Raw genomic sequence first — 19,908 nt, 5'->3', positions numbered from 1 at the left:
GGCCCGATCCCTATAACGAGGAGGATAAAAAAGTGGGCAGACAATTTCCGCTTGAAAAAACAAGAAACATCGGCATCATGGCTCATATTGATGCTGGTAAAACTACTACGACTGAACGTATTCTGTTCTACACCGGTAGGGTTCATAAAATCGGTGAGACCCATGATGGCGGCGCTACCATGGACTGGATGGTTCAAGAGCAGGAACGTGGTATTACTATTACTTCTGCTGCTACCACCTGTCAATGGGATGGACACCGCATCAACATCATTGATACGCCAGGTCACGTTGACTTCACTGTAGAAGTTGAACGTTCTCTGCGTGTACTTGATGGTTCTGTTGCAGTATTCTGCGCTAAAGGCGGCGTTGAACCTCAGTCTGAAACAGTATGGCGTCAGGCTGACAAATATGGCGTACCGCGTATGGCATATGTAAATAAAATGGATATTACCGGCGCTGACTTCTACAATGTAGTACAAATGATGAAAGATCGTTTGAATGCCAATGCTGTACCTATCCAATTACCGATTGGTTTCGAAGATACCTTCCAGGGTATGGTCGATCTGATCAAAATGAAAGCTATCGTTTACAGCGACGCTCTGGGTAAAGAAGAAGAATTTGTTGATATTCCGGCCGATATGGTTGAAAAAGCCAACGAATACCGTCAAGCTTTAATGGAAGCTGTAGCTGAAAGCGATGACGAGCTGATGATGAAATATCTGGAAGGCGAAGAGCTGACGGAAGAAGAAGTTATGGCTGGTATCCGCAAACAAACTATTGCTTGCAAAATGACTCCTGTCTGCTGCGGTTCTTCTTACAAAAACAAAGGCGTACAGCCTTTGCTGGATGCTGTTGTAGCGTTCATGCCTGCTCCTACTGATATTCCTCATATCAAAGGCGTAAATCCTGAAACCGGCGAAGAAGACGAACGTCCGTCGTGCGACAGCGAGCCGTTCTCTGCACTGGCTTTCAAAATTATGACTGACCCGTTTGTTGGTAAACTTGCTTTCTTCCGTGTGTACTCCGGTACTCTCGGCTCCGGTTCTTACGTTTACAACTCTACCAAAGGTAAGAGAGAGCGTATTGGCCGTATCCTGCAAATGCATGCCAACCATCGTGAAGAAATCGACATGGTTTATTCCGGTGATATTGCAGCAGCAGTAGGTTTGAAAGATACCACTACCGGCGATACTCTCTGCGACGAAAAAGCTCCGATCATTCTGGAATCCATGGTATTCCCTGATCCGGTAATCTCCGTTGCGGTTGAACCTAAAACTAAAGCTGACCAGGAAAAGATGGGCATTGCCCTTCAAAAACTGGCAGAAGAAGATCCGACTTTCCGTGTTCATACTGATCCGGAAACAGCACAAACCATCATTTCTGGCATGGGCGAGTTGCATTTGGACATTATTGTTGACCGTTTGCTGCGTGAATTCAAAGTAGGCTGTACTGTTGGTAATCCGCAGGTTGCTTATCGTGAAACTATCCGCAAATCTGTTAAGTCCGAAGGTAAATTTGTACGTCAGTCCGGTGGTAAAGGCCAATATGGTCACTGCTGGTTGGAAATTTCACCTCGTGAAGCAGGTGAAGGCTTCTTGTTTGAGAACAAAGTTGTTGGCGGTGCTATTCCGAAAGAATACATCGGACCGATCGAAAACGGTGTTAAGGAAGCTATGGAAAACGGCGTAGTTGCCGGTTACCCAATGGTTGATATCAAAGTTACCGTTTATGATGGTTCTTACCATGAAGTCGATTCTTCTGAAATGGCCTTCAAAATTGCAGGTTCTATGGGCTTCCGTTCTGGCGCTACTAAAGCCGACCCGGTTATCCTTGAACCTTATATGAAAGTAGAAGTTACTGTTCCTGAGGACTACATGGGCGATGTTATCGGCGATTTGAACTCTCGCCGTGGTCGTATCGAAGGTATGGAAGCTCGCAATGGCGCTCAAGTTATCAACGCATTTGTTCCGCTTTCCGAAATGTTTGGTTATGCTACCGACCTGCGTTCTAAAACTCAAGGCCGAGGCAACTACTCTATGGAAGTTGACCATTACGAAGATGTACCGAGAAACATTGCCGAGGCTATCATTGCCAAAAACAAAGGCACTCAAGCCTAATATAAAGTAAAACCTAATTTAAGGGAGGAAAAATAAATGGCAAAGCAAAAATATGAAAGAACAAAACCGCATGCTAATATCGGCACCATCGGTCACGTAGACCATGGTAAAACAACCCTGACCGCAGCAATCACCAAAGTATTGGCTTCTAAAGGCGGCGCAGAATTCATGGATTACTCCATGATCGATAAAGCACCTGAAGAAAGAGAACGCGGAATCACCATCAACACTTCCCACGTAGAATATGAAACAGCAACCCGCCACTATGCACACGTAGACTGCCCGGGCCATGCCGACTATGTAAAAAACATGATCACCGGCGCAGCACAAATGGACGGAGCGATCCTCGTAGTATCCGCAGCAGACGGCCCGATGCCGCAAACTCGTGAGCACATCCTTCTTGCTCGTCAAGTAGGCGTACCTGCAATGGTAGTGTTCCTGAATAAAGCAGATATGGTAGACGATCCGGAACTGATCGAATTAGTAGAAATGGAAGTACGTGAACTGCTCTCCAGCTACGACTTCCCCGGCGACGACATTCCTGTAGTAGTAGGGTCTGCACTGAAAGCACTTGAAGGCGACGCAGCATACGAAGCAAAAATCATGGAACTGATGGACGCAGTAGACGCATACATTCCTATTCCGGAACGCGCAACTGACAAACCGTTCCTGATGCCTGTAGAAGACGTATTCACAATTACCGGCCGTGGCACAGTAGCAACAGGCCGTGTAGAACGTGGTATCATCAAAGTAGGCGACAATATTGAGATCGTAGGAATGACAGAAGAGAAAAAAGCAACAGTAGTAACGGGCGTAGAAATGTTCCGTAAATTACTGGACGAAGCAGTAGCAGGAGACAACATCGGCTGCCTGCTGCGTGGTGTAGACCGTAAAGATATCGAACGCGGTCAAGTACTTGCAAAACCCGGCAGCATCCATCCGCACACAAAATTCAAAGCAGAAGTATATGTACTGACGAAAGAAGAAGGCGGCCGTCATACACCGTTCTTCAACGGCTATCGTCCGCAGTTCTATTTCAGAACAACAGACGTAACCGGCGTAACTGAATTACCGGAAGGTATTGAGATGGTAATGCCTGGCGATAACGTAACCATGGACGTAGAGCTGATCACTCCGATCGCAATCGAGCCTGGTCTGCGTTTTGCAATTCGCGAAGGCGGCCGTACTGTTGGCGCTGGCGTTGTTGCTGCTATCAACGAATAATCTTTAATTAGATCCCGAATGAGGGGCTAATAAAAGCCCCTCATTTACTTATGTTTATTTGCATGGCCCTGCGATGATGTGAGAGGTTGCTTGCCTGCTAGACAGGGAGATTTTCACGGAGTATGTCCGTTCTTAGAAACTGGGCGATTAGGAGGAAAAAATTTAATGTCAAAATCACAGAAAATCAGAATACGCTTAAAAGCGTATGATCACAAAGCGCTTGATCAAAGTGCTGCAAAAATTGTAGAAACTGCGAAACGTACCGGAGCTCAGGTTTCCGGCCCTATTCCGCTTCCTACTGAAAAAAATATCTATACGATTCTGCGTTCCCCTCATGTAAACAAGGATTCTCGTGAACAATTCGAGATGCGTACCCACAAAAGACTTGTAGACATTCTGGAACCGACTGCGAAGACCGTTGATGCGTTGATGCGTCTTGACCTTCCTGCCGGCGTAGATATCGAGATTAAACTGTAAGGAGGAGGTGCAATAATGGCTAAAGGAATCTTAGGCAAGAAAATTGGTATGACCCAAATTTTTGAAGCTGACGGCAGATTGATCCCTGTTACTGTTGTAGAAGCAGGACCTTGTGTTGTTGTTCAAAATAAAACCGAAGAAACAGACGGTTATAATGCTGTTCAACTTGGCTTTGGTGAAGTTAAAGAAAAACATATGACCAGACCAATGAAAGGCCATTTTGACAAAGCCGGCGTAACTCCGGTTAAATTTGTCAAAGAATTGCGGTTGTCTGCTCCTTCTGAATATACAGTCGGCCAACAAATCACTGCTGACATTTTTGCTGCTGGAGAACTGATTGATGCAACCGGTATTTCCCGCGGTAAAGGCTTTGCAGGCACTATTAAGCGCCACAATTTCGCTCGTGGTCCTATGAAGCACGGTTCCAAATCCCATCGTGAACCTGGTTCCATGGGTCCTATGCATTCCGGTCCTGGCGGTAGAGTTATCAAAGGCAAAAAATTGCCTGGCCGTATGGGTAATGCACAAGTAACTGTTCAACGTTTGACTGTTGCTAAAGTTGATGTTGAACGTAATCTTATTTTGGTCAAAGGCTCCATTCCTGGTGCCGCTGGTTCTTTTGTTGTAATCAAAGAAACAGTAAAACCTAATAAATAAGAGCGTAAGCGAAAGAAAGGAGGATGCTTCTAATGCCGAAGTTATCAGTATATAACATCTCCGGTCAAGCTACCGGTGAAGAAATAGAATTGAATGATCTCGTGTTTGGCGTTGAATTTAATGAAGCTGTTGTACATCAAGCAATTGTTATGCAACAGGCTGCTGAACGTCAAGGCACTTCTGCTACCAAAACCCGCGGTATGGTTCGCGGCGGCGGTCGTAAACCGTGGAGACAAAAAGGCACCGGCCGCGCTCGCAGCGGTTCTACCCGTTCTCCGATTTGGGTAGGTGGTGGTACCACTTTTGGTCCCCAACCTCGCAGTTATGCGAAAAAAATGCCCCGTAAAGCTCGTCGTTTGGCAATTCGTTGTGCATTGTCTGCAAAAGTTGCTGCCGGTGAACTTATCGTTGTTGAGGGCTTGAGCTTTGATGCTCCTAAAACTAAAAATGTTGTAACTATGCTGTCTGCTTTTGATGCAGCTGATAAAAAGGCTTTACTCATCACTGACGGTTCTAATGAAAATGTTGAGCTGTCTTCACGCAACATTCCGAAAGTCACTGCACTTTCCAACGGTTGCCTGAACTGCTTTGATCTGCTTCATAACAATAAAGTGTTCTTAGCAAAAGACGCTGTAGCTAAAATTGAGGAGGTGCTCGCATAATGGCTGCTAACCCTCGCGATATTTTACTCCGTCCGATCATTACTGAAAAAACTTCCGTAATGCTTCAAGACAACAAATACACTTTCCAAGTTCCTTTGACTGCCAACAAAGTGGAAATCCGCCAGGCAGTTGAACAAATTTTCAAAGTAAAAGTGTTAAACGTAAATACTGTACGCGTATTTGGCAAAACCAAACGAATGGGTAAATACGTTGGCAAACGTTCCGATTATAAGAAAGCAATCGTGAAACTTGCTGAAGGCAATACGATTCCCCTTTTCGAAGGAATGTAATTTGACGTAATAAGGAGGCAAATTAAATGGCTATTAAAAGCTTTAATCCGTATTCTCCTTCGAGGCGCTTCATTACAGTGTCTACCTTCGAAGAGATTACAACTGATAAGCCTTACCGTCCGCTGGTTGAAAAACTGCAAAAACATGCAGGTCGTAATAACACCGGCAAAATGACTGTTCGTCATCAAGGTGGCGGTAATAAAAGACAATATCGTATCATCGATTTTAAACGCAATAAAGACGGTGTTCCGGCTCGTGTTGCTACCATCGAATACGATCCTAACCGTAATGCACGTATCGCTTTAGTAAACTATGCTGATGGCGAAAAACGTTATATCCTCGCTCCTTTAGACCTTAAAGTAGGCGATGTTATCGAAAGCGGACCTGATGCTGATATCAAAATCGGCAACTGCCTGCCTTTGAAAAATATGCCGCTTGGTACTATGGTTCACAATGTTGAGCTTAAAATTGGCAAAGGCGGTCAAATTGCCCGCGGTGCTGGTACTTCTGCTCAGTTGATGGCTAAAGAAGGCGATTATGCTCTGCTTCGTCTCCCTTCCGGTGAGATCCGTAAAGTGCATATCAACTGCCGCGCCACTATTGGACAAGTTGGCAATATCGACGCTGAAAATATCTGCATCGGTAAAGCAGGCCGTTCTCGTTGGCTCGGTATTCGCCCGGCTAACCGCGGTGTTGTAATGAACCCGAATGACCATCCGCATGGTGGTGGTGAAGGTCATTCTCCTGTTGGCCGTAAACGTCCTGTTACTCCTTGGGGTAAATGTGCATTTGGTACTCGTACCCGCAAAGAGAAAAAAGCTTCTAGCAAATTAATCGTAAAACGTAGAACGAAATAATTATAAGGATAGAGAAAGGAGGCTAACCTAGTGTCCAGATCAATCAAAAAAGGACCGTATGTCCATGCAAGTCTTCAAAAGAAGATTGAAGCGTTGAACGCTTCTAACGATAAAAAAGTCGTAAAAACATGGTCTCGCAGCTCCACTATTCTTCCGGATTTCTTGGGCCATACTATTGCTGTTCATGATGGACGTAAACATGTGCCTGTATTTATCACTGAAGATATGGTAGGCCACAAACTAGGAGAATTTGCTCCTACGCGTACTTATAAAGGCCATGCCGATAAGAGTACATCTTTAAAATAAGGGGAAAGGGGGCAAAATAACATGGAAGCAAAAGCTATTGCAAGATATGTTCGCATCGCGCCGCGCAAGTTGCGTATCGTGATTGATCTTATCCGCGGCAAAGCTGTGGGTGAAGCATTCGCGATCCTCAAACATACCCCTAAGGTTGGTTCTGAGGTTATCGAAAAAGTACTGCGCAGTGCAGTTGCAAACGCTGAACATAACTATGATATGAATGTGGATAATCTGATCGTATCTTCCTGCTTTATAGATCAAGGTCCGACCATGAAAAGAATCCATCCGCGTTCCCGTGGGCAAGCGTTCAAAATCTTAAAACGTTCTAGCCACGTAACAGTTGCTGTTAAAGAAAAATAATATCCCGGAAAAAGGAGGGAAAAGATAGTGGGTCAAAAAGTTAATCCGCATGGTCTCCGCGTAGGTATTATCAAAGATTGGGATTCCAAATGGTATGCTGACAAAGACTATGAGAAATTCTTATTAGAAGATATTAAAATTCGTGAATTCATTAAAGAAAAACTGTTCTTGTCCGGTATCTCTAAAGTAGAAATCGAACGCGCTTCGAATAGAGCCCGCATCTCTATCCATACTGCTAAACCTGGTATGGTAATCGGTCGTCAGGGCAGCAACATTGAATTGCTGAAAAACGACTTGAAAAAAATGACCGACAGCGTAATTGATATCAACATCGTTGAGGTAAAAACCCCGGATATGGACGCAACTTTGGTTGCAGAGAACATTGCATCTCAATTGGAACGCCGTATCGCTTTCCGCCGTGCAATGAAACAATGTGTTGGCCGTACCATGCGCATGGGCGCTAAAGGTATTAAAGTTCAGGTTGGCGGTCGTCTGGGCGGTGCTGAAATCGCTCGCAGCAAAAGCTATCGTGAAGGCAGCATTCCTCTGCATACTCTGCGTGCTGATATTGATTATGGCACAGCAGAAGCTCATACCACTTATGGCCGTATCGGCGTAAAGGTATGGATTTACAAAGGTGAAGTCCTTCCTGAAAGCAAAGAAGTAGCGCAAGCTGCTCCGGTGAAGGAGGCATAAACTAATGTTATTACCGAAGAGAGTTAAACATCGTAAACAACATAGAGGCCGTATGACTGGTCGTGCAATGCGCGGTAACAAAATCGCTCATGGCGAGTATGGCTTGGTAGCATTGGAACCCGCATGGATCACCAATCGTCAAATCGAAGCAGCTCGTATCGCAATGACACGTTATATTAAACGTGGCGGTCAAGTATGGATTCAAATTTTCCCGGACAAACCGATCACTGCAAAACCGGCTGAAACTCGTATGGGTAGTGGTAAAGGTTCACCTGAATATTGGGTAGCAGTAGTTAAACCCGGTCGTGTTATGTTCGAAATGAACGGAGTTAGCGAAGAGATCGCTAAAGAAGCTATGCGTCTTGCTAGCCACAAATTGCCTATTAAATGTAAATTTGTGACCCGCGCACAGCAAGAAGCCGAAGCTGCCGCACAAGAAAAGGGTGGTGAAGCTTAATGAAAACAACAGAAATTCGTGAAATGTCTGCTTCCGAGTTAGACAGCAAATTGGCTGGTTTGAAAGAAGAACTCTTCAACCTGCGTTTTCAAATGGCAACCGGACAATGTGAGAATCCGATGAAAATTCGCGAAGTCAAAAAGTCTATTGCCCGCATCAAGACCATTCAGCGTCAACGCGAGTTAAATGCCTGAGTGTGTTTGAAGTATGAAGAAGGAGGAAACAGTCGTGACCGAAGAAAGAAACGCACGTGTTACCCGTATCGGTAAAGTAGTAAGCGACAAAATGCAGAAAACTGTTGTAGTTGCTATTGAGCGTTTTGTTCAACATCCGCTTTACAAAAAAGGTGTAAAACATACTATCAAATTCAAAGCTCATGATGAAAATAACGAAGCGCATATTGGCGACGTAGTTCAAATTATGCAAACTCGTCCGCTTTCCAAAGATAAATGCTGGCGTGTTATTGAAATTTTAGAGCGTGCAAAATAAGATATTGCCGATCGGATAAATTGGCAAGGGAGGGAAAACCATGATACAACAACAAACCATTCTTAATGTTGGTGACAATACTGGCGCTAAGAAAGTTATGTGCATTCGCGTATTGGGCGGTTCTTACCGTAAATATGCTAACATTGGTGACGTTATCGTATGCGCTGTTAAAGATGCATCACCCGGTGGCGTTGTAAAAAAAGGTGACGTAGTAAAAGCAGTTGTTGTTCGTTCTGCAAAGGGCGTTCGTCGTCCGGACGGTTCTTATATCCGCTTCGACGAAAACGCAGCAGTTGTAATTAAAGATGATAAGAGCCCGCGCGGCACCCGTATTTTCGGGCCTGTTGCTCGTGAACTTCGCGATAAAGATTTCATGAAAATCATTTCTCTGGCACCGGAAGTGCTGTAAGAAATCTGATAATGCACATAAGGAGGTGTTCCTGAAATGACTGCAGCAATCAAAATGCATGTAAAAAAAGGCGATACCGTTTTGGTTTTGTCCGGCAAAGATAAAGGCAAAGAAGGAAAGATCATTGAAGCTCTGCCTAAAAAAGCTAAAGTAGTCGTTGAAGGCGTAAATAAAGTAAAACGCCATACAAAACCGTCTCAGGCTAATCCCCAAGGCGGCATCATTACTAAAGAAGCTGCTATTGCTTCTTCCAAAGTAATGTTAGTATGCCCGGCTTGTAAAAAAGCTACTCGTATTAAAAAGACCGCAGTTTCCGGCAGCTTCGTAAGAACCTGCAAAAAATGCGGCGAAGTAATTGATAAATAAGATTCCGGGAAAGGAGGAAATTTTGAATGGCAAAAACAAGATTGCAAGAAAAGTATTTGTCCGAAGCTGTTAAAGGCATGATGGATAAATTCAACTATAAAAATGTTATGGAAATCCCTAAAATCGAAAAAGTTGTCATCAATATGGGTATCGGTGAAGCTGTAGCTAACAGCAAGGCATTAGATTCTGCTGTTGCAGATCTGACTTTGATCGCTGGTCAAAGACCAGTCATCACTAAAGCTAAAAAATCCATTGCAGCTTTTAAATTGCGTCAAGGGATGCCGATCGGTACCAAAGTTACCCTGCGCGGTGACCGCATGTATTACTTCCTTGATAAGTTGATGAACATTGCTCTTCCGCGTGTACGCGATTTTCGCGGCGTAAATCCCACCGCTTTTGACGGCCGTGGCAACTACGCATTGGGCATGAAAGAACAATTGATTTTCCCGGAAATTGAATATGATAAGATCGATAAAGTCCGTGGAATGGATATCATCATTGTTACTACCGCTAAGACTGACGAGGAAGCCAGAGAATTACTCAGACTCCTCGGAATGCCGTTCAGCGCATAAGTGAGGAGGGAATACCTTGGCTAAAAAAGCCCTGATTGAAAAATGGAAAAATGAGCCGAAATTTGAAGTTCGCCGTTATAATCGCTGCAAGGTTTGCGGCAGACCACATGGCTATATGCGTAAATTCGGTCTCTGCCGTATCTGCTTCCGTGAATACAGCTACCAAGGCGCTATTCCGGGAGTAACCAAAGCTAGCTGGTAAAACAGCAAATTAGGAAGGAGGGTATTTAAGTATGGTAATGACTGACCCGATTGCCGATATGCTTACCCGTATTCGTAACGCAAACTCGGTTCATCACGATAAAGTTGAAATCCCCGGCTCCAAAATCAAAGTAGCTATTGCTGAGATTTTGAAAGCTGAAGGTTTCATTAAAGATTTTGAAGTAATTGCCGATAGCAAACAAAATGTTATCCGCGTCAGCCTGAAATACGGTGCTAATAAGGAAAAAGTTATTTCCGGTATCAAACGTATTTCTAAGCCCGGCTTGAGAGTATACTCTCAAAAAGATCAGCTGCCCAGAGTCCTCGGTGGTCTCGGTATCGCAGTGATCTCCACTTCTCAAGGCCTGATGACCGATAAAGCTGCCCGTAAGGCTGGTCTCGGTGGAGAAGTGCTGGCATACGTCTGGTAATACTTGAAAGATAGGAGGTGCTCATAAGTGTCTAGAATTGGTAAACAACCAATTACTGTACCCGCTAACGTTACAGTTACTATTGAAAATAATTTGGTTACCGTTAAAGGTCCCAAAGGCGAATTATCTCGCCAAATCAATAAAGATATGAAATTGACTCTGGAAAACGGCGTACTGACTGTTGAACGTCCGAGTGATGAAAAAACTCATCGTTCCATGCACGGTCTTTCCCGTACTCTGATCAACAACATGGTTGTCGGTGTAACCACCGGTTTCAGCAAATCTTTAGAAATTGCCGGTGTCGGCTATCGTGCCGCTAAACAAGGCAATAACATCAACTTTACTCTCGGGTTCTCTCATCCGGTAGTAAAAGAGCCGCCTGCAGGTATTACTTTTGAAGTTCCGGCTCCTAACAAAATCGTTGTCAGCGGCGCAGACAAAGAAAAAGTCGGCGCAGTTGCAGCTGAAATCCGCACTCTGCGTCCGCCTGAACCCTATAAAGGCAAAGGTATTCGTTATGAAGGCGAATACGTTCGTCGTAAGATGGGTAAAGCTGGCGCTAAAGGCAAGAAGTAATTTCTAAAAGAAGGGAGTGAAACTCTTGCTTAACAGAGTTGATAAAAATGAGAAACGTCAAAAACGTCATCTCCGTTCTCGTCAATATATTATCGGTACGGCAGAAAAACCTCGTTTGAATGTATATCGTTCCTTGTCCAATATTTATGCACAAGTGATTAACGATGTAACAGGCGAAACGATTGTTGCTGCCAGCACTGTTGAGAAAGACTTGAAAGCTAACTACGGCGGCAATACTGAAGCTGCTAAAGCAGTTGGCAAGGCTATTGCTGAAAAAGCTTTGGCTAAAGGAATTAAAGAAGTTGTATTTGATCGTGGCGGTTACCTGTACACCGGTCGTGTTGCTGCACTGGCAGACGCGGCTCGTGAAGCTGGACTGCAATTCTAATAGAAGGAGGAATAAAAGTGGCGAATTTCGAAAAACAAGAAAGCGACTTAAAAGAGAAAGTCGTATTCATCAACCGCGTTGCAAAGGTTGTTAAAGGCGGACGTCGTTTCTCCTTCTCCGCACTCGTTGTAGTTGGTGACGAAAACGGTCATGTTGGTATGGGCCTTGGTAAAGCTGCCGAAGTTCCGGAAGCTATCCGCAAAGGCGTTGAAGATGCTAAAAAGAACCTGATTACTGTTCCTATGGTTGGCACTTCCATTCCTCATGAAATCATTGGTGTGTTCGGCGCAGGCCGTGTGTTCTTGAAACCGGCTGCAGAAGGTACCGGCGTTATTGCCGGCGGCCCTGTTCGTGCCGTACTTGAATTGGCAGGCGTACGTGATATCTTGACCAAATGTCAAGGTTCTAATAACCCTAACAATGTTGTTCGTGCAACTTTGGAAGGTTTAAAATCCCTGAAAAGTGCTGAAGCTGTTGCAGCTCTGCGCGGAAAAACCGTACAAGAATTACTTGGCTAAGGAGGTAGCATGATGGAACAAGTTAAAATCACGCTGACCCGTAGCTTGATCGGTTACCCGCAGGATCAACGCGCAACCGTAAAGGCTCTGGGCTTAGGAAAAATCAATTCTACTGTTGTTAAAAACGACACCCCGACTATTCGCGGTATGATTCACAAAGTTGAACATCTTGTGAAAGTTGAAAAAGTTGAAGCTTAAAACAAGGAGGTGTGCTACAGATGAATTTGCATGAATTATCTCCCGCTCCGGGATCTAAAAGAGCCTCCGTTCGCGTTGGCCGTGGTCTCGGTTCCGGACTTGGTAAAACATCTGGCAAAGGTCAAAAAGGACAAAAATCCCGCTCCGGCGGCGTAAAACGTCCTGGTTTTGAAGGTGGTCAAAAACCTTTGTATCTGCGTTTGCCTAAACGTGGATTCTATAATAGATTTGGCATGAATTATGTCGAAATCAATGTTGGTAGTCTCAATTGCTTTGAAGACGGCACAGTAGTTGAACCTGTAATGCTGATCGAACACGGAATGATCAAAAACATTCGTGATGGTGTTCGTATCCTCGGCAACGGCGAGCTTACTAAAAAGCTCACGGTTCAAGCTATGGGTTTCAGCAAATCTGCTGAAGAAAAAATTATTGCTGCCGGCGGAAAAGTAGAGGTGATCTAAGTGTTCGCAGCCCTCGCTAATATTTTCAGAATTACGGAACTCAGGCAAAAAGTTGTATTTACTCTCGCCATGTTCATCGTTTTTCGGGCTGGAACACATATCCCTGTTCCTGGCGTTAACGTAGCCATGATCGAGCAGCTTTTCCAAAGCGGTAATTTGTTTGGCCTGCTTGATATGTTCTCCGGCGGCGCCTTGAGCAAATTCTCAATTTTTGCTATGAGTATTACTCCATATATCAATGCGTCCATTATCCTTCAATTATTAAAGGTCGTTGTTCCTACATTAGAACAATGGTCCAAAGAAGGTGTGGAAGGTCAGAAAAAGGTTACTCAGCTGACTCGCGGCGGTACAGTTCTGCTTGGTTTTATCCAGGCTTTAGGTATGGCTTATGGTCTGAGATCAGCAATCAATAACCCCGGAATCATGTCGATTCTGTTGATTGCGATCAGTTTAACTGCTGGTACGGTATTTTTGATGTGGATCGGTGAACAGATTACGTCTAAAGGTATTGGTAACGGTATCTCACTGATCATCTTTGCTGGTATCGTTTCCAGACTTCCTGATGGAATGCATGTTATTTTCCAATATCTGCAAGCCGGCACGGTTAACATTCTGAACGTGATTTTGTTCGCGGTGATAGCTTTGGCGATGATTGTCTTTGTTGTAGCGATCTCTCAAGGTATTCGCAAAATCCCGGTTCAATATGCAAAACGTGTTGTTGGCCGTAAAATGTACGGTGGTCACACCAGCTACATTCCTTTAAAGGTCAACCAGGCAGGCGTAATTCCGATCATCTTTGCATCCTCCGTGCTGATGTTTCCGGTTACGATTGGCCAGTTTGTAGACATTCCTTGGGTAAAAACTGTTGCAGGCTGGTTTGCATGGGGTACTCCTCTTCAAACTACTTTGTATGTATTGATGATTTTATTCTTCACTTACTTCTATACCGCAGTAAGCGTGAATATAGCTGAAATGTCGGATAATATCAAAAAATATGGCGGTTTTATTCCCGGACTGCGTCCTGGCAAACCGACAACTGATTACTTGGATAAAATCATGTCCAGAATCACTCTGGCCGGCGCAATCTTTCTCGCATTGATTGCTCTGATGCCGAATGTTGTTGGTTGGATCACCGGTATAGAGGGTATCTATTTCGGTGGTACGGCCCTTTTGATCGTAGTCGGTGTTGCATTGGATACAATGAAACAAGTAGAGTCTTTGGTTTTGATGCGTCATTACCAGGGCTTTATGAAATAGGAGGAAGATTAGAATGTATATTCTTTTGATGGGACCTCCGGGTGCCGGTAAAGGCACTCAAGCAGAAAAACTCATTGCTGAATACAAAATTCCGCATATCTCTACTGGTGATATGTTCCGTGCAGCTGTTAAGCAAGGCACAGAATTAGGTAAAGAGGCAAAAAGATACATGGACGCCGGCGGCCTCGTGCCCGACGTCGTTACCATCGGTATTGTTCGGGAAGGCTTAGCCAAACCTGAATGTGCCAATGGCTTTATCTTGGATGGATTTCCAAGAACCGAAGAGCAGGCTGTTGCCCTCGACGGCATTTTAACTGATCTGGGCATTAAATTGACCGGTGTGGTTAATATCGTAGTTCCTGACGCTGAGCTTGTAGGCAGGGTCACCGGCAGACGTATCTGCAAGGCCTGCGGCGCTACATATCATGTAGAATACAATCCCAGTAAGGTGGAAGGTATGTGCGATAAATGCGGCGGCGCGTTGTATCAACGTGACGACGATAAAGAAGAAACTGTAAAAAATCGTTTGCATGCATATCATTCGCAAACGGAACCGTTGATCGAGTACTACAAAAAACAAGGCGTATATCATGAAATCGATGGCCTGCAGGAAATCGGCAAAGTTTACGCTGATGTTAAAGCTAGTCTCGGGGCGCTGAAGTAAGGAGGTAAAACGCTGTGTCCAAACAAGACGTAATTGAAGTTGAAGGCACAATCTTAGAATCCCTACCGAACGCCATGTTCCAAGTTAAATTGGAAAACGGTCATGTGATTCTGGCACACATATCCGGTAAGATACGTATGAACTTCATCAAAATTTTGCCTGGCGATAGGGTTACTGTCGAGCTTACTCCGTACGATTTAAGTCGTGGAAGAATTACTTATCGGTTCAAATAACCAAAGACAGGCAAGAGGAGGTTTAAAATATGAAAGTCAGACCGTCTGTTAAACCAATATGTGAAAAATGCAAAGTCATTAAACGCAAAGGCCATGTAATGGTAATTTGCGAAAACCCGAAACATAAACAAAAACAAGGCTAAGAAGGAGGTGCAGCGTTAATGGCACGTATTGCTGGTGTCGATTTACCTAGAGACAAACGTATTGAATACGCACTGCCGTACATTTATGGCATCGGTCTTACCCTGTCTCGTGAGATCCTGAGCAAAACCGGTATCAACCCTGATACCCGCGTTCGCGATCTGACAGAGGAAGAAGTTGCAAAACTTCGTGAAACTATCGATGGTGATTATAAAGTAGAAGGTGACCTCCGCCGTGAGGAATCCCTCAATATAAAACGCCTGATTGAAATTGGTAGCTATCGCGGCCGCAGACATCGTATGGGCTTGCCCGTTCGTGGTCAAAATACCAAAAACAATGCTCGTACTCGCAAAGGTCCGAAACGTACTATTGCAGGTAAGAAGAAATAATCAGTGAGGGAGGGATAAACGAGTGGCTGGTAAAAAAGTTGTTCGCAACAAAAAGAAAGTAAGTAAAAATATCGAAAGTGGCGTAGCTCATATTCGTTCCACTTTCAATAATACTATCGTTACTATTGCCGATATGAACGGTAATGTACTCAGCTGGGCATCTGCCGGCGGCTTAGGCTTCCGCGGTTCCCGTAAAAGCACTCCGTTTGCTGCTCAGATGGCTGCTGAAGAAGCAACTAAAGCTGCAATGGAACATGGCTTGAAACAAGTTGAAGTATTCGTTAAAGGCCCCGGCGCTGGTCGTGAAGCAGCTATTCGTGCTCTTCAGGCTGCAGGTCTCGAAGTTAACTCCATTAAAGACGTTACTCCGATTCCTCACAACGGCTGCCGTCCGCCGAAACGTAGAAGAGTTTAATTTATTGGAGGTGTACCCGCTAAATGGCAAGATATACTGAGGCTGTATGCCGTCAATGCCGTCGTGAAGGCGCAAAACTGTTTCTTAAAGGTGACAGATGCTACAGCGACAAATGCGCTTTTGCTGTTCGCTCCTATGCTCCTGGTCAGCATGGTCAAGCACGCAAAAAAGTATCTGAGTACGGTATTCAGTTACGTGAAAAACAAAAAGCACGCCGTATTTACGGTATGTTAGAACGTCAATTCCATAATACCTTCGTTAAAGCCGAAAAACAAAAAGGTATTACAGGTGAAAACCTGCTCGTTCTTCTGGAAAGAAGAATGGACAATGTAGTTTACCGTCTTGGCCTGGCCGATAGCCGCAGCCAAGCTCGTCAATTGGTAACTCATGGTCATATCGCTGTTAACGGCAAACGTCTTGATATCGCTTCCGCTTTGGTAAAAGCCGGCGACGTTATCAGCGTTATGGAAAACAGCCGTGGTAAAGAATACTTCAAAGGTATGGCTGAAACCCTGGCTTCCAAAACTACTCCTGCTTGGCTCGTTCTCGATGCTCAAAGCTTGAGCGGTAAAGTTGATCGTTTCCCGACCCGTGAGGAAATCGATGTTCCTATCGAAGAACATCTCATCGTTGAGTTGTACTCTAAATAATTAGTTGAACATCTGCCACCCAACATTAGGCGTATTGTGGTAATACGCACGAGAAGGAGGCTTTCCGCATGATCGAAATAGAAAAACCTAAAATGGTCACCGCTGAGATCAGCGATGACGGCCGTTATGGCAAATTTGTATGGGAACCGTTGGAAAGAGGATACGGTATCACGCTGGGCAACAGCCTTCGCAGAGTATTGCTTTCTTCTTTACCCGGTGCTGCGGTTACAGCTGTTAAAATTGACGGCGTGCTGCACGAATTCTCTACAATTCCAGGCGTAAGAGAAGATGTTGCGGATATTATCCTCAACATCAAGGCTCTTTGCCTTAAAGTGAGCAGTGAAGAACCAAAAACTTTACGTATCGAATGCAGCGGTGAGCAAGAAGTTACTGCAGCAGACATCCTTGTTGATGCCGACGTAGAGATTTTGAATCCTGAGCTGCATATTGCTACCTTGGACAAAGATGCGAAACTCAATATGGAGATTGCCATCGACAAGGGGCTGGGCTATGTTCCTGCTGATAAGAACAAACGCCCTGATCAACCGATTGGTATGATTCCTGTGGATTCCATTTATTCTCCGATTACGAGAGTAAAATTTGGCGTTACCGATACTCGTGTTGGTAACGTTACCAATTATGACAAGCTGACTTTGGAAGTTTGGACAGACGGAAGCGTTGAGCCGGACGAAGCAATCAGCATGGCATCCAGTATCATGATTGATTACCTGAAGTTGTTCCAAACCGGTACCGCTGCTTCCAGCAGTATGGTCACCGTAGTTGGCAGTTCTGAGACCGCTCCGGTCGAGGAGCCTGTCCAAGCAGGTCCTGGTTCCGTTTCCATCGACGATCTTGATTTGTCCGTACGTTCCAACAACTGCTTGAGACGTGCAGGCATCAATACTGTTGATGAACTGGTTCAAAAGACCGAAGAAGACATGATGAAAGTACGTAACTTAGGTCGTAAATCCCTCGTTGAGGTTAAGAAAAAATTAGCCGATTTGGGACTGGCTTTACGCAATAGTGACGAAGAATAAGAAGGGGGTCGGAAACGAATGGCATACAGAAAACTGGGCCGTAATTCCAGCAACCGTAAAGCTTTGTTTCGCAGCATTTTGAGCTCCTTCATCAAACACGAGAGAATTGAAACTACTGTGACTAAAGCTAAGGAAGTTAGCAGCCATGTAGCCAAATTGATTACTTTGGCAAAACAAGGCGACTTGCATGCCCGTCGTCAAGTTCTTGCAGTTCTCGTCGATGAAGAAGCTACCAGAAAGCTTTTTGATGAAATCGCTCCGAAATATGCAGAAAGACAAGGCGGCTTTACTCGTATTTACAGAGTAGGTCCTCGTCGCGGTGACGCTGCTGAAATGGCAATTATCGAGCTTGTTTAAGAATAAGCATGAAAACCAGGAACTTTTGTTCCTGGTTTTTTTATTATTGTTAGTGGGAAATTCCCAAAGGGACACAGTTAATTCACAAGTGGCATTAGCAATACAGGATAAAAAAGATGTATAATAATTATATGAGAAAAAGTTAGAAATATGTGAGGAATAATTTATGAAGGTAAATGAAGAAAATCCACTTGGAAGTGAAAAAATAAGCAGACTTTTACATGATTTTGCTTTACCAAGTATTATAGCTATGCTGGTAGGAGCCTTATATAATATTGTTGATCAGTTTTTTATCGGGCGCAGCGTTGGGATGTACGGTAATGCGGCTACTAATGTCGCTTTGCCGTTAACTACGGTATGTACTGCGTTAGGGCTGCTTTTTGGCGTTGGCGGTGCGTCTAATTTCAATTTGAAACTTGGGGCAGGTAAACGCGAGGAAGCGGCTAAATATATTGGTAATGCCATAACGCTGCTTGTTGGCAGTGGTGTGGTGCTGGCGGTATTTGTACTGGTATTTTTAAAACCTTTGATGATCGCTTTTGGCGCAACAGATATTGTTTTAAAGTATGCGCTTATTTTTGCGGGAATCAATTGTCTGGGTTTCCCGTTTTTGATTTTGGGGACGGGGGGAAGCACTTTAGTGCGCGCTGACGGCAGTCCTAAGTATTCAATGATTTGTATGCTGACCGGCGCTTTTATCAATCTGATTCTCAATCCGCTGTTTGTTTTTGTAATGGATTGGGGTATTGCCGGCTCAGCATCTGCAACTGTTATCGGGCAAGTTGTGTCGGGGCTTATGGTCGCTGGATATTTAAGAAAGTTCAAGACTTTGCCGTTGTCTAAAAACGATTTGCTGCCGAACTGGGAACGTTCCCGTTTGATCTCGGCACTTGGCGCTGCCAGCTGTTTTAATCAATTTGCGATTATGGTAGTGCAAATAACATTAAACAATACTTTGACTCATTATGGCGCAGATTCAATATACGGCAGTGAGATACCTCTGGCCTGTTCAGGGATCATTACGAAAGTAAATATGATTTATTTTTCAATCATTATTGGGTTGTCACAGGGGCTGCAGCCAATAGTCAGTTTTAATTACGGCGCAAAAAAATACGGACGTGTTATAGAAACTTACCGCTTAACGCTGCTGATAGGAACGGTAGTATCCATTATTGCTTTTGCCTGTTTTCAGCTTTTCCCGCGGCAGATCATTGGTTTCTTCGGTGAAGGATCAGAAGCTTATTATCAATTTGCGGAGGAATATTTCAGAATTTATTTGTTCTTCACCTTTTTAGATTGTATCCAGCCGATTTCTTCCAATTTTTTTACGTCCATTGGTAAAGCAACTAAAGGTATCATTCTTTCCCTGACCAGGCAGATTATTTTTTTACTGCCTCTGATTGTCATACTACCTTTGTTTTATGGTATTAACGGCGTTATGTATGCAGGTATGACAGCGGATTTTGCGGCTGCTGTCCTGGCCGCATATTTAGGCTGGCGTGAAGTACAGCTGATGCGCAGCTGGATGAAAGCTGATAAATAATAAGAAAATCATCTTTTATTGGAAGGATTAAAAATGGAGAAAGAATTGAAAATCAAAATGTATTCTTTCACACTGGATTGCATAAACCCTTATGCGTTGGCTAAATTCTATGCAGAGCTGCTAAATTGGGAAATCCCTTTTTATGATGAGAACTGGGCCTGTATAGGAGCACCTGGAATGTCCCAGGGAGCTTATCCGGGAATACTTTTTCAGCGAAATCCAGAGTACTGTCCGCCTGTGTGGCCGGAAGAACCGGGAGTACAGCAGCAGATGGCGCATTTGGACTTTGCAGTCAATGATTTGGAAGAAGCGGTTCAGCATGCGATTAACTGCGGAGCAACAATGGCAGCTGAACAGTTTTCTAAAGAATGGCGTGTGATGTTTGATCCTGCTGGGCATCCTTTTTGTCTGTGCCGTATGAAAGCAATTTTTGAAAGCGAAAAATTTGCTTTACTATAGAATTGAAAGATACTTCTGAGAAATTCTTTTTATACATATGGATATCAGTATTAATTT

Annotated in this window: 34 protein-coding genes; all 34 read left to right on the top strand. The window is 44.2% G+C overall.

All coding sequences use genetic code 11. From position 1 onward, the window contains the following. Nucleotides 1–32 precede the first annotated feature (32 nt). Entirely contained in the window at nucleotides 33–2,117 is a 2,085-nt protein-coding gene (gene fusA, locus C8D73_RS03025) for an elongation factor G (protein WP_021716906.1), read from the top strand. Nucleotides 2,118–2,153: 36 nt separating this feature from the next. Next, on the top strand, nucleotides 2,154–3,341 hold the full coding sequence (tuf, locus tag C8D73_RS03020) for an elongation factor Tu (protein ID WP_113077255.1): 1,188 nt from the start codon (nucleotides 2,154–2,156) through the stop codon (nucleotides 3,339–3,341). 165 nt (nucleotides 3,342–3,506) lie between these two features. Then, complete coding sequence (gene rpsJ / locus C8D73_RS03015) at nucleotides 3,507–3,818, top strand: 30S ribosomal protein S10 (RefSeq protein ID WP_021718969.1); 312 nt, start codon at nucleotides 3,507–3,509, stop codon at nucleotides 3,816–3,818. A 15-nt stretch (nucleotides 3,819–3,833) separates the two neighbouring features. Continuing rightward, the gene (rplC, locus tag C8D73_RS03010) at nucleotides 3,834–4,475 is read left to right on the top strand and encodes a 50S ribosomal protein L3 (protein ID WP_113077254.1); all 642 of its coding nucleotides are present in this window, start codon (nucleotides 3,834–3,836) and stop codon (nucleotides 4,473–4,475) included. A 32-nt stretch (nucleotides 4,476–4,507) separates the two neighbouring features. Then, nucleotides 4,508–5,137, top strand: a complete 630-nt coding sequence (gene rplD / locus C8D73_RS03005) for a 50S ribosomal protein L4 (protein WP_113077253.1) — start codon at nucleotides 4,508–4,510, stop codon at nucleotides 5,135–5,137. After that, on the top strand, nucleotides 5,137–5,427 hold the full coding sequence (gene rplW / locus C8D73_RS03000) for a 50S ribosomal protein L23 (protein ID WP_021718966.1): 291 nt from the start codon (nucleotides 5,137–5,139) through the stop codon (nucleotides 5,425–5,427). The genes rplD and rplW overlap by 1 nt, the downstream gene beginning before the upstream one ends. A 26-nt stretch (nucleotides 5,428–5,453) precedes the next feature. After that, the gene (gene rplB / locus C8D73_RS02995) at nucleotides 5,454–6,284 is read left to right on the top strand and encodes a 50S ribosomal protein L2 (RefSeq protein WP_021718965.1); all 831 of its coding nucleotides are present in this window, start codon (nucleotides 5,454–5,456) and stop codon (nucleotides 6,282–6,284) included. A 30-nt stretch (nucleotides 6,285–6,314) separates the two neighbouring features. Further along, on the top strand, nucleotides 6,315–6,590 hold the full coding sequence (gene rpsS / locus C8D73_RS02990) for a 30S ribosomal protein S19 (protein ID WP_021718964.1): 276 nt from the start codon (nucleotides 6,315–6,317) through the stop codon (nucleotides 6,588–6,590). Nucleotides 6,591–6,611: 21 nt separating this feature from the next. Continuing rightward, nucleotides 6,612–6,944, top strand: coding sequence for a 50S ribosomal protein L22 (gene rplV / locus C8D73_RS02985; RefSeq protein WP_021718963.1), 333 nt, complete (start codon nucleotides 6,612–6,614; stop codon nucleotides 6,942–6,944). A 27-nt stretch (nucleotides 6,945–6,971) separates the two neighbouring features. Beyond that, entirely contained in the window at nucleotides 6,972–7,640 is a 669-nt protein-coding gene (gene rpsC, locus C8D73_RS02980) for a 30S ribosomal protein S3 (RefSeq protein WP_113077252.1), read from the top strand. A 4-nt stretch (nucleotides 7,641–7,644) separates the two neighbouring features. Next, nucleotides 7,645–8,097 carry a 50S ribosomal protein L16 gene (gene rplP / locus C8D73_RS02975; protein WP_021718961.1) on the top strand — a complete coding sequence of 151 codons (453 nt, stop codon included), beginning with the start codon at nucleotides 7,645–7,647 and terminating at the stop codon, nucleotides 8,095–8,097. After that, nucleotides 8,097–8,291, top strand: a complete 195-nt coding sequence (gene rpmC / locus C8D73_RS02970) for a 50S ribosomal protein L29 (protein WP_021718960.1) — start codon at nucleotides 8,097–8,099, stop codon at nucleotides 8,289–8,291. The genes rplP and rpmC overlap by 1 nt, the downstream gene beginning before the upstream one ends. 34 nt (nucleotides 8,292–8,325) lie before the next feature. Beyond that, nucleotides 8,326–8,586 (top strand): 30S ribosomal protein S17, encoded by a 261-nt coding sequence (gene rpsQ / locus C8D73_RS02965; protein WP_021718959.1) that lies wholly within the window; start codon nucleotides 8,326–8,328, stop codon nucleotides 8,584–8,586. A 40-nt stretch (nucleotides 8,587–8,626) separates the two neighbouring features. Further along, on the top strand, nucleotides 8,627–8,995 hold the full coding sequence (gene rplN / locus C8D73_RS02960; RefSeq protein WP_021718958.1) for a 50S ribosomal protein L14: 369 nt from the start codon (nucleotides 8,627–8,629) through the stop codon (nucleotides 8,993–8,995). A gap of 36 nt (nucleotides 8,996–9,031) precedes the next feature. Next, entirely contained in the window at nucleotides 9,032–9,361 is a 330-nt protein-coding gene (rplX, locus tag C8D73_RS02955; RefSeq protein ID WP_021718957.1) for a 50S ribosomal protein L24, read from the top strand. Nucleotides 9,362–9,387: 26 nt separating this feature from the next. After that, nucleotides 9,388–9,933, top strand: a complete 546-nt coding sequence (gene rplE, locus C8D73_RS02950; RefSeq protein WP_021718956.1) for a 50S ribosomal protein L5 — start codon at nucleotides 9,388–9,390, stop codon at nucleotides 9,931–9,933. A gap of 16 nt (nucleotides 9,934–9,949) precedes the next feature. Continuing rightward, nucleotides 9,950–10,135 (top strand): type Z 30S ribosomal protein S14, encoded by a 186-nt coding sequence (locus C8D73_RS02945; RefSeq protein ID WP_044492131.1) that lies wholly within the window; start codon nucleotides 9,950–9,952, stop codon nucleotides 10,133–10,135. 31 nt (nucleotides 10,136–10,166) lie between these two features. Then, entirely contained in the window at nucleotides 10,167–10,565 is a 399-nt protein-coding gene (gene rpsH, locus C8D73_RS02940) for a 30S ribosomal protein S8 (protein WP_021718955.1), read from the top strand. A gap of 27 nt (nucleotides 10,566–10,592) precedes the next feature. Beyond that, nucleotides 10,593–11,141 (top strand): 50S ribosomal protein L6, encoded by a 549-nt coding sequence (rplF, locus tag C8D73_RS02935; RefSeq protein WP_021718954.1) that lies wholly within the window; start codon nucleotides 10,593–10,595, stop codon nucleotides 11,139–11,141. 25 nt (nucleotides 11,142–11,166) lie between these two features. Next, complete coding sequence (gene rplR / locus C8D73_RS02930) at nucleotides 11,167–11,529, top strand: 50S ribosomal protein L18 (protein ID WP_021718953.1); 363 nt, start codon at nucleotides 11,167–11,169, stop codon at nucleotides 11,527–11,529. A gap of 17 nt (nucleotides 11,530–11,546) precedes the next feature. Next, complete coding sequence (gene rpsE, locus C8D73_RS02925) at nucleotides 11,547–12,047, top strand: 30S ribosomal protein S5 (RefSeq protein ID WP_021718952.1); 501 nt, start codon at nucleotides 11,547–11,549, stop codon at nucleotides 12,045–12,047. A gap of 12 nt (nucleotides 12,048–12,059) precedes the next feature. Beyond that, on the top strand, nucleotides 12,060–12,245 hold the full coding sequence (rpmD, locus tag C8D73_RS02920) for a 50S ribosomal protein L30 (protein WP_021718951.1): 186 nt from the start codon (nucleotides 12,060–12,062) through the stop codon (nucleotides 12,243–12,245). A 20-nt stretch (nucleotides 12,246–12,265) separates the two neighbouring features. Continuing rightward, nucleotides 12,266–12,706 (top strand): 50S ribosomal protein L15, encoded by a 441-nt coding sequence (rplO, locus tag C8D73_RS02915; protein ID WP_021718950.1) that lies wholly within the window; start codon nucleotides 12,266–12,268, stop codon nucleotides 12,704–12,706. Continuing rightward, a complete protein-coding gene (gene secY / locus C8D73_RS02910; RefSeq protein WP_113077251.1) occupies nucleotides 12,707–13,963 on the top strand; it encodes a preprotein translocase subunit SecY in 1,257 nt (418 codons plus the stop codon). Between the two features lie 13 nt (nucleotides 13,964–13,976). Beyond that, nucleotides 13,977–14,627: an adenylate kinase gene (locus C8D73_RS02905; RefSeq protein ID WP_021718948.1), complete on the top strand. Its 651-nt coding sequence runs from the start codon at nucleotides 13,977–13,979 to the stop codon at nucleotides 14,625–14,627. 14 nt (nucleotides 14,628–14,641) lie between these two features. Next, nucleotides 14,642–14,860: a translation initiation factor IF-1 gene (gene infA, locus C8D73_RS02900; RefSeq protein ID WP_021718947.1), complete on the top strand. Its 219-nt coding sequence runs from the start codon at nucleotides 14,642–14,644 to the stop codon at nucleotides 14,858–14,860. A gap of 29 nt (nucleotides 14,861–14,889) precedes the next feature. Then, on the top strand, nucleotides 14,890–15,003 hold the full coding sequence (gene rpmJ / locus C8D73_RS02895) for a 50S ribosomal protein L36 (protein WP_004092858.1): 114 nt from the start codon (nucleotides 14,890–14,892) through the stop codon (nucleotides 15,001–15,003). 18 nt (nucleotides 15,004–15,021) lie between these two features. Then, on the top strand, nucleotides 15,022–15,390 hold the full coding sequence (gene rpsM / locus C8D73_RS02890) for a 30S ribosomal protein S13 (RefSeq protein ID WP_021718946.1): 369 nt from the start codon (nucleotides 15,022–15,024) through the stop codon (nucleotides 15,388–15,390). Nucleotides 15,391–15,412: 22 nt separating this feature from the next. Continuing rightward, nucleotides 15,413–15,805 (top strand): 30S ribosomal protein S11, encoded by a 393-nt coding sequence (gene rpsK, locus C8D73_RS02885; RefSeq protein ID WP_021718945.1) that lies wholly within the window; start codon nucleotides 15,413–15,415, stop codon nucleotides 15,803–15,805. 23 nt (nucleotides 15,806–15,828) lie between these two features. Continuing rightward, nucleotides 15,829–16,455 carry a 30S ribosomal protein S4 gene (rpsD, locus tag C8D73_RS02880; RefSeq protein WP_021718944.1) on the top strand — a complete coding sequence of 209 codons (627 nt, stop codon included), beginning with the start codon at nucleotides 15,829–15,831 and terminating at the stop codon, nucleotides 16,453–16,455. 68 nt (nucleotides 16,456–16,523) lie between these two features. Continuing rightward, a complete protein-coding gene (locus C8D73_RS02875) occupies nucleotides 16,524–17,492 on the top strand; it encodes a DNA-directed RNA polymerase subunit alpha (protein WP_113077250.1) in 969 nt (322 codons plus the stop codon). 18 nt (nucleotides 17,493–17,510) lie between these two features. Next, nucleotides 17,511–17,849, top strand: a complete 339-nt coding sequence (gene rplQ / locus C8D73_RS02870; RefSeq protein WP_021718942.1) for a 50S ribosomal protein L17 — start codon at nucleotides 17,511–17,513, stop codon at nucleotides 17,847–17,849. 166 nt (nucleotides 17,850–18,015) lie between these two features. After that, entirely contained in the window at nucleotides 18,016–19,392 is a 1,377-nt protein-coding gene (locus C8D73_RS02865; protein ID WP_113077249.1) for an MATE family efflux transporter, read from the top strand. Nucleotides 19,393–19,425: 33 nt separating this feature from the next. Further along, nucleotides 19,426–19,851 (top strand): VOC family protein, encoded by a 426-nt coding sequence (locus C8D73_RS02860; RefSeq protein ID WP_113077248.1) that lies wholly within the window; start codon nucleotides 19,426–19,428, stop codon nucleotides 19,849–19,851. Nucleotides 19,852–19,908 lie beyond the last annotated feature (57 nt).

Origin of the sequence: Phascolarctobacterium faecium DSM 14760, from assembly GCF_003269275.1 — a bacterium.
GTDB lineage: Bacteria > Bacillota > Negativicutes > Acidaminococcales > Acidaminococcaceae > Phascolarctobacterium > Phascolarctobacterium faecium.
Note: the sequence above shows the minus strand (reverse complement) of the source record. Positions and strands in the feature narration are given on the sequence as shown.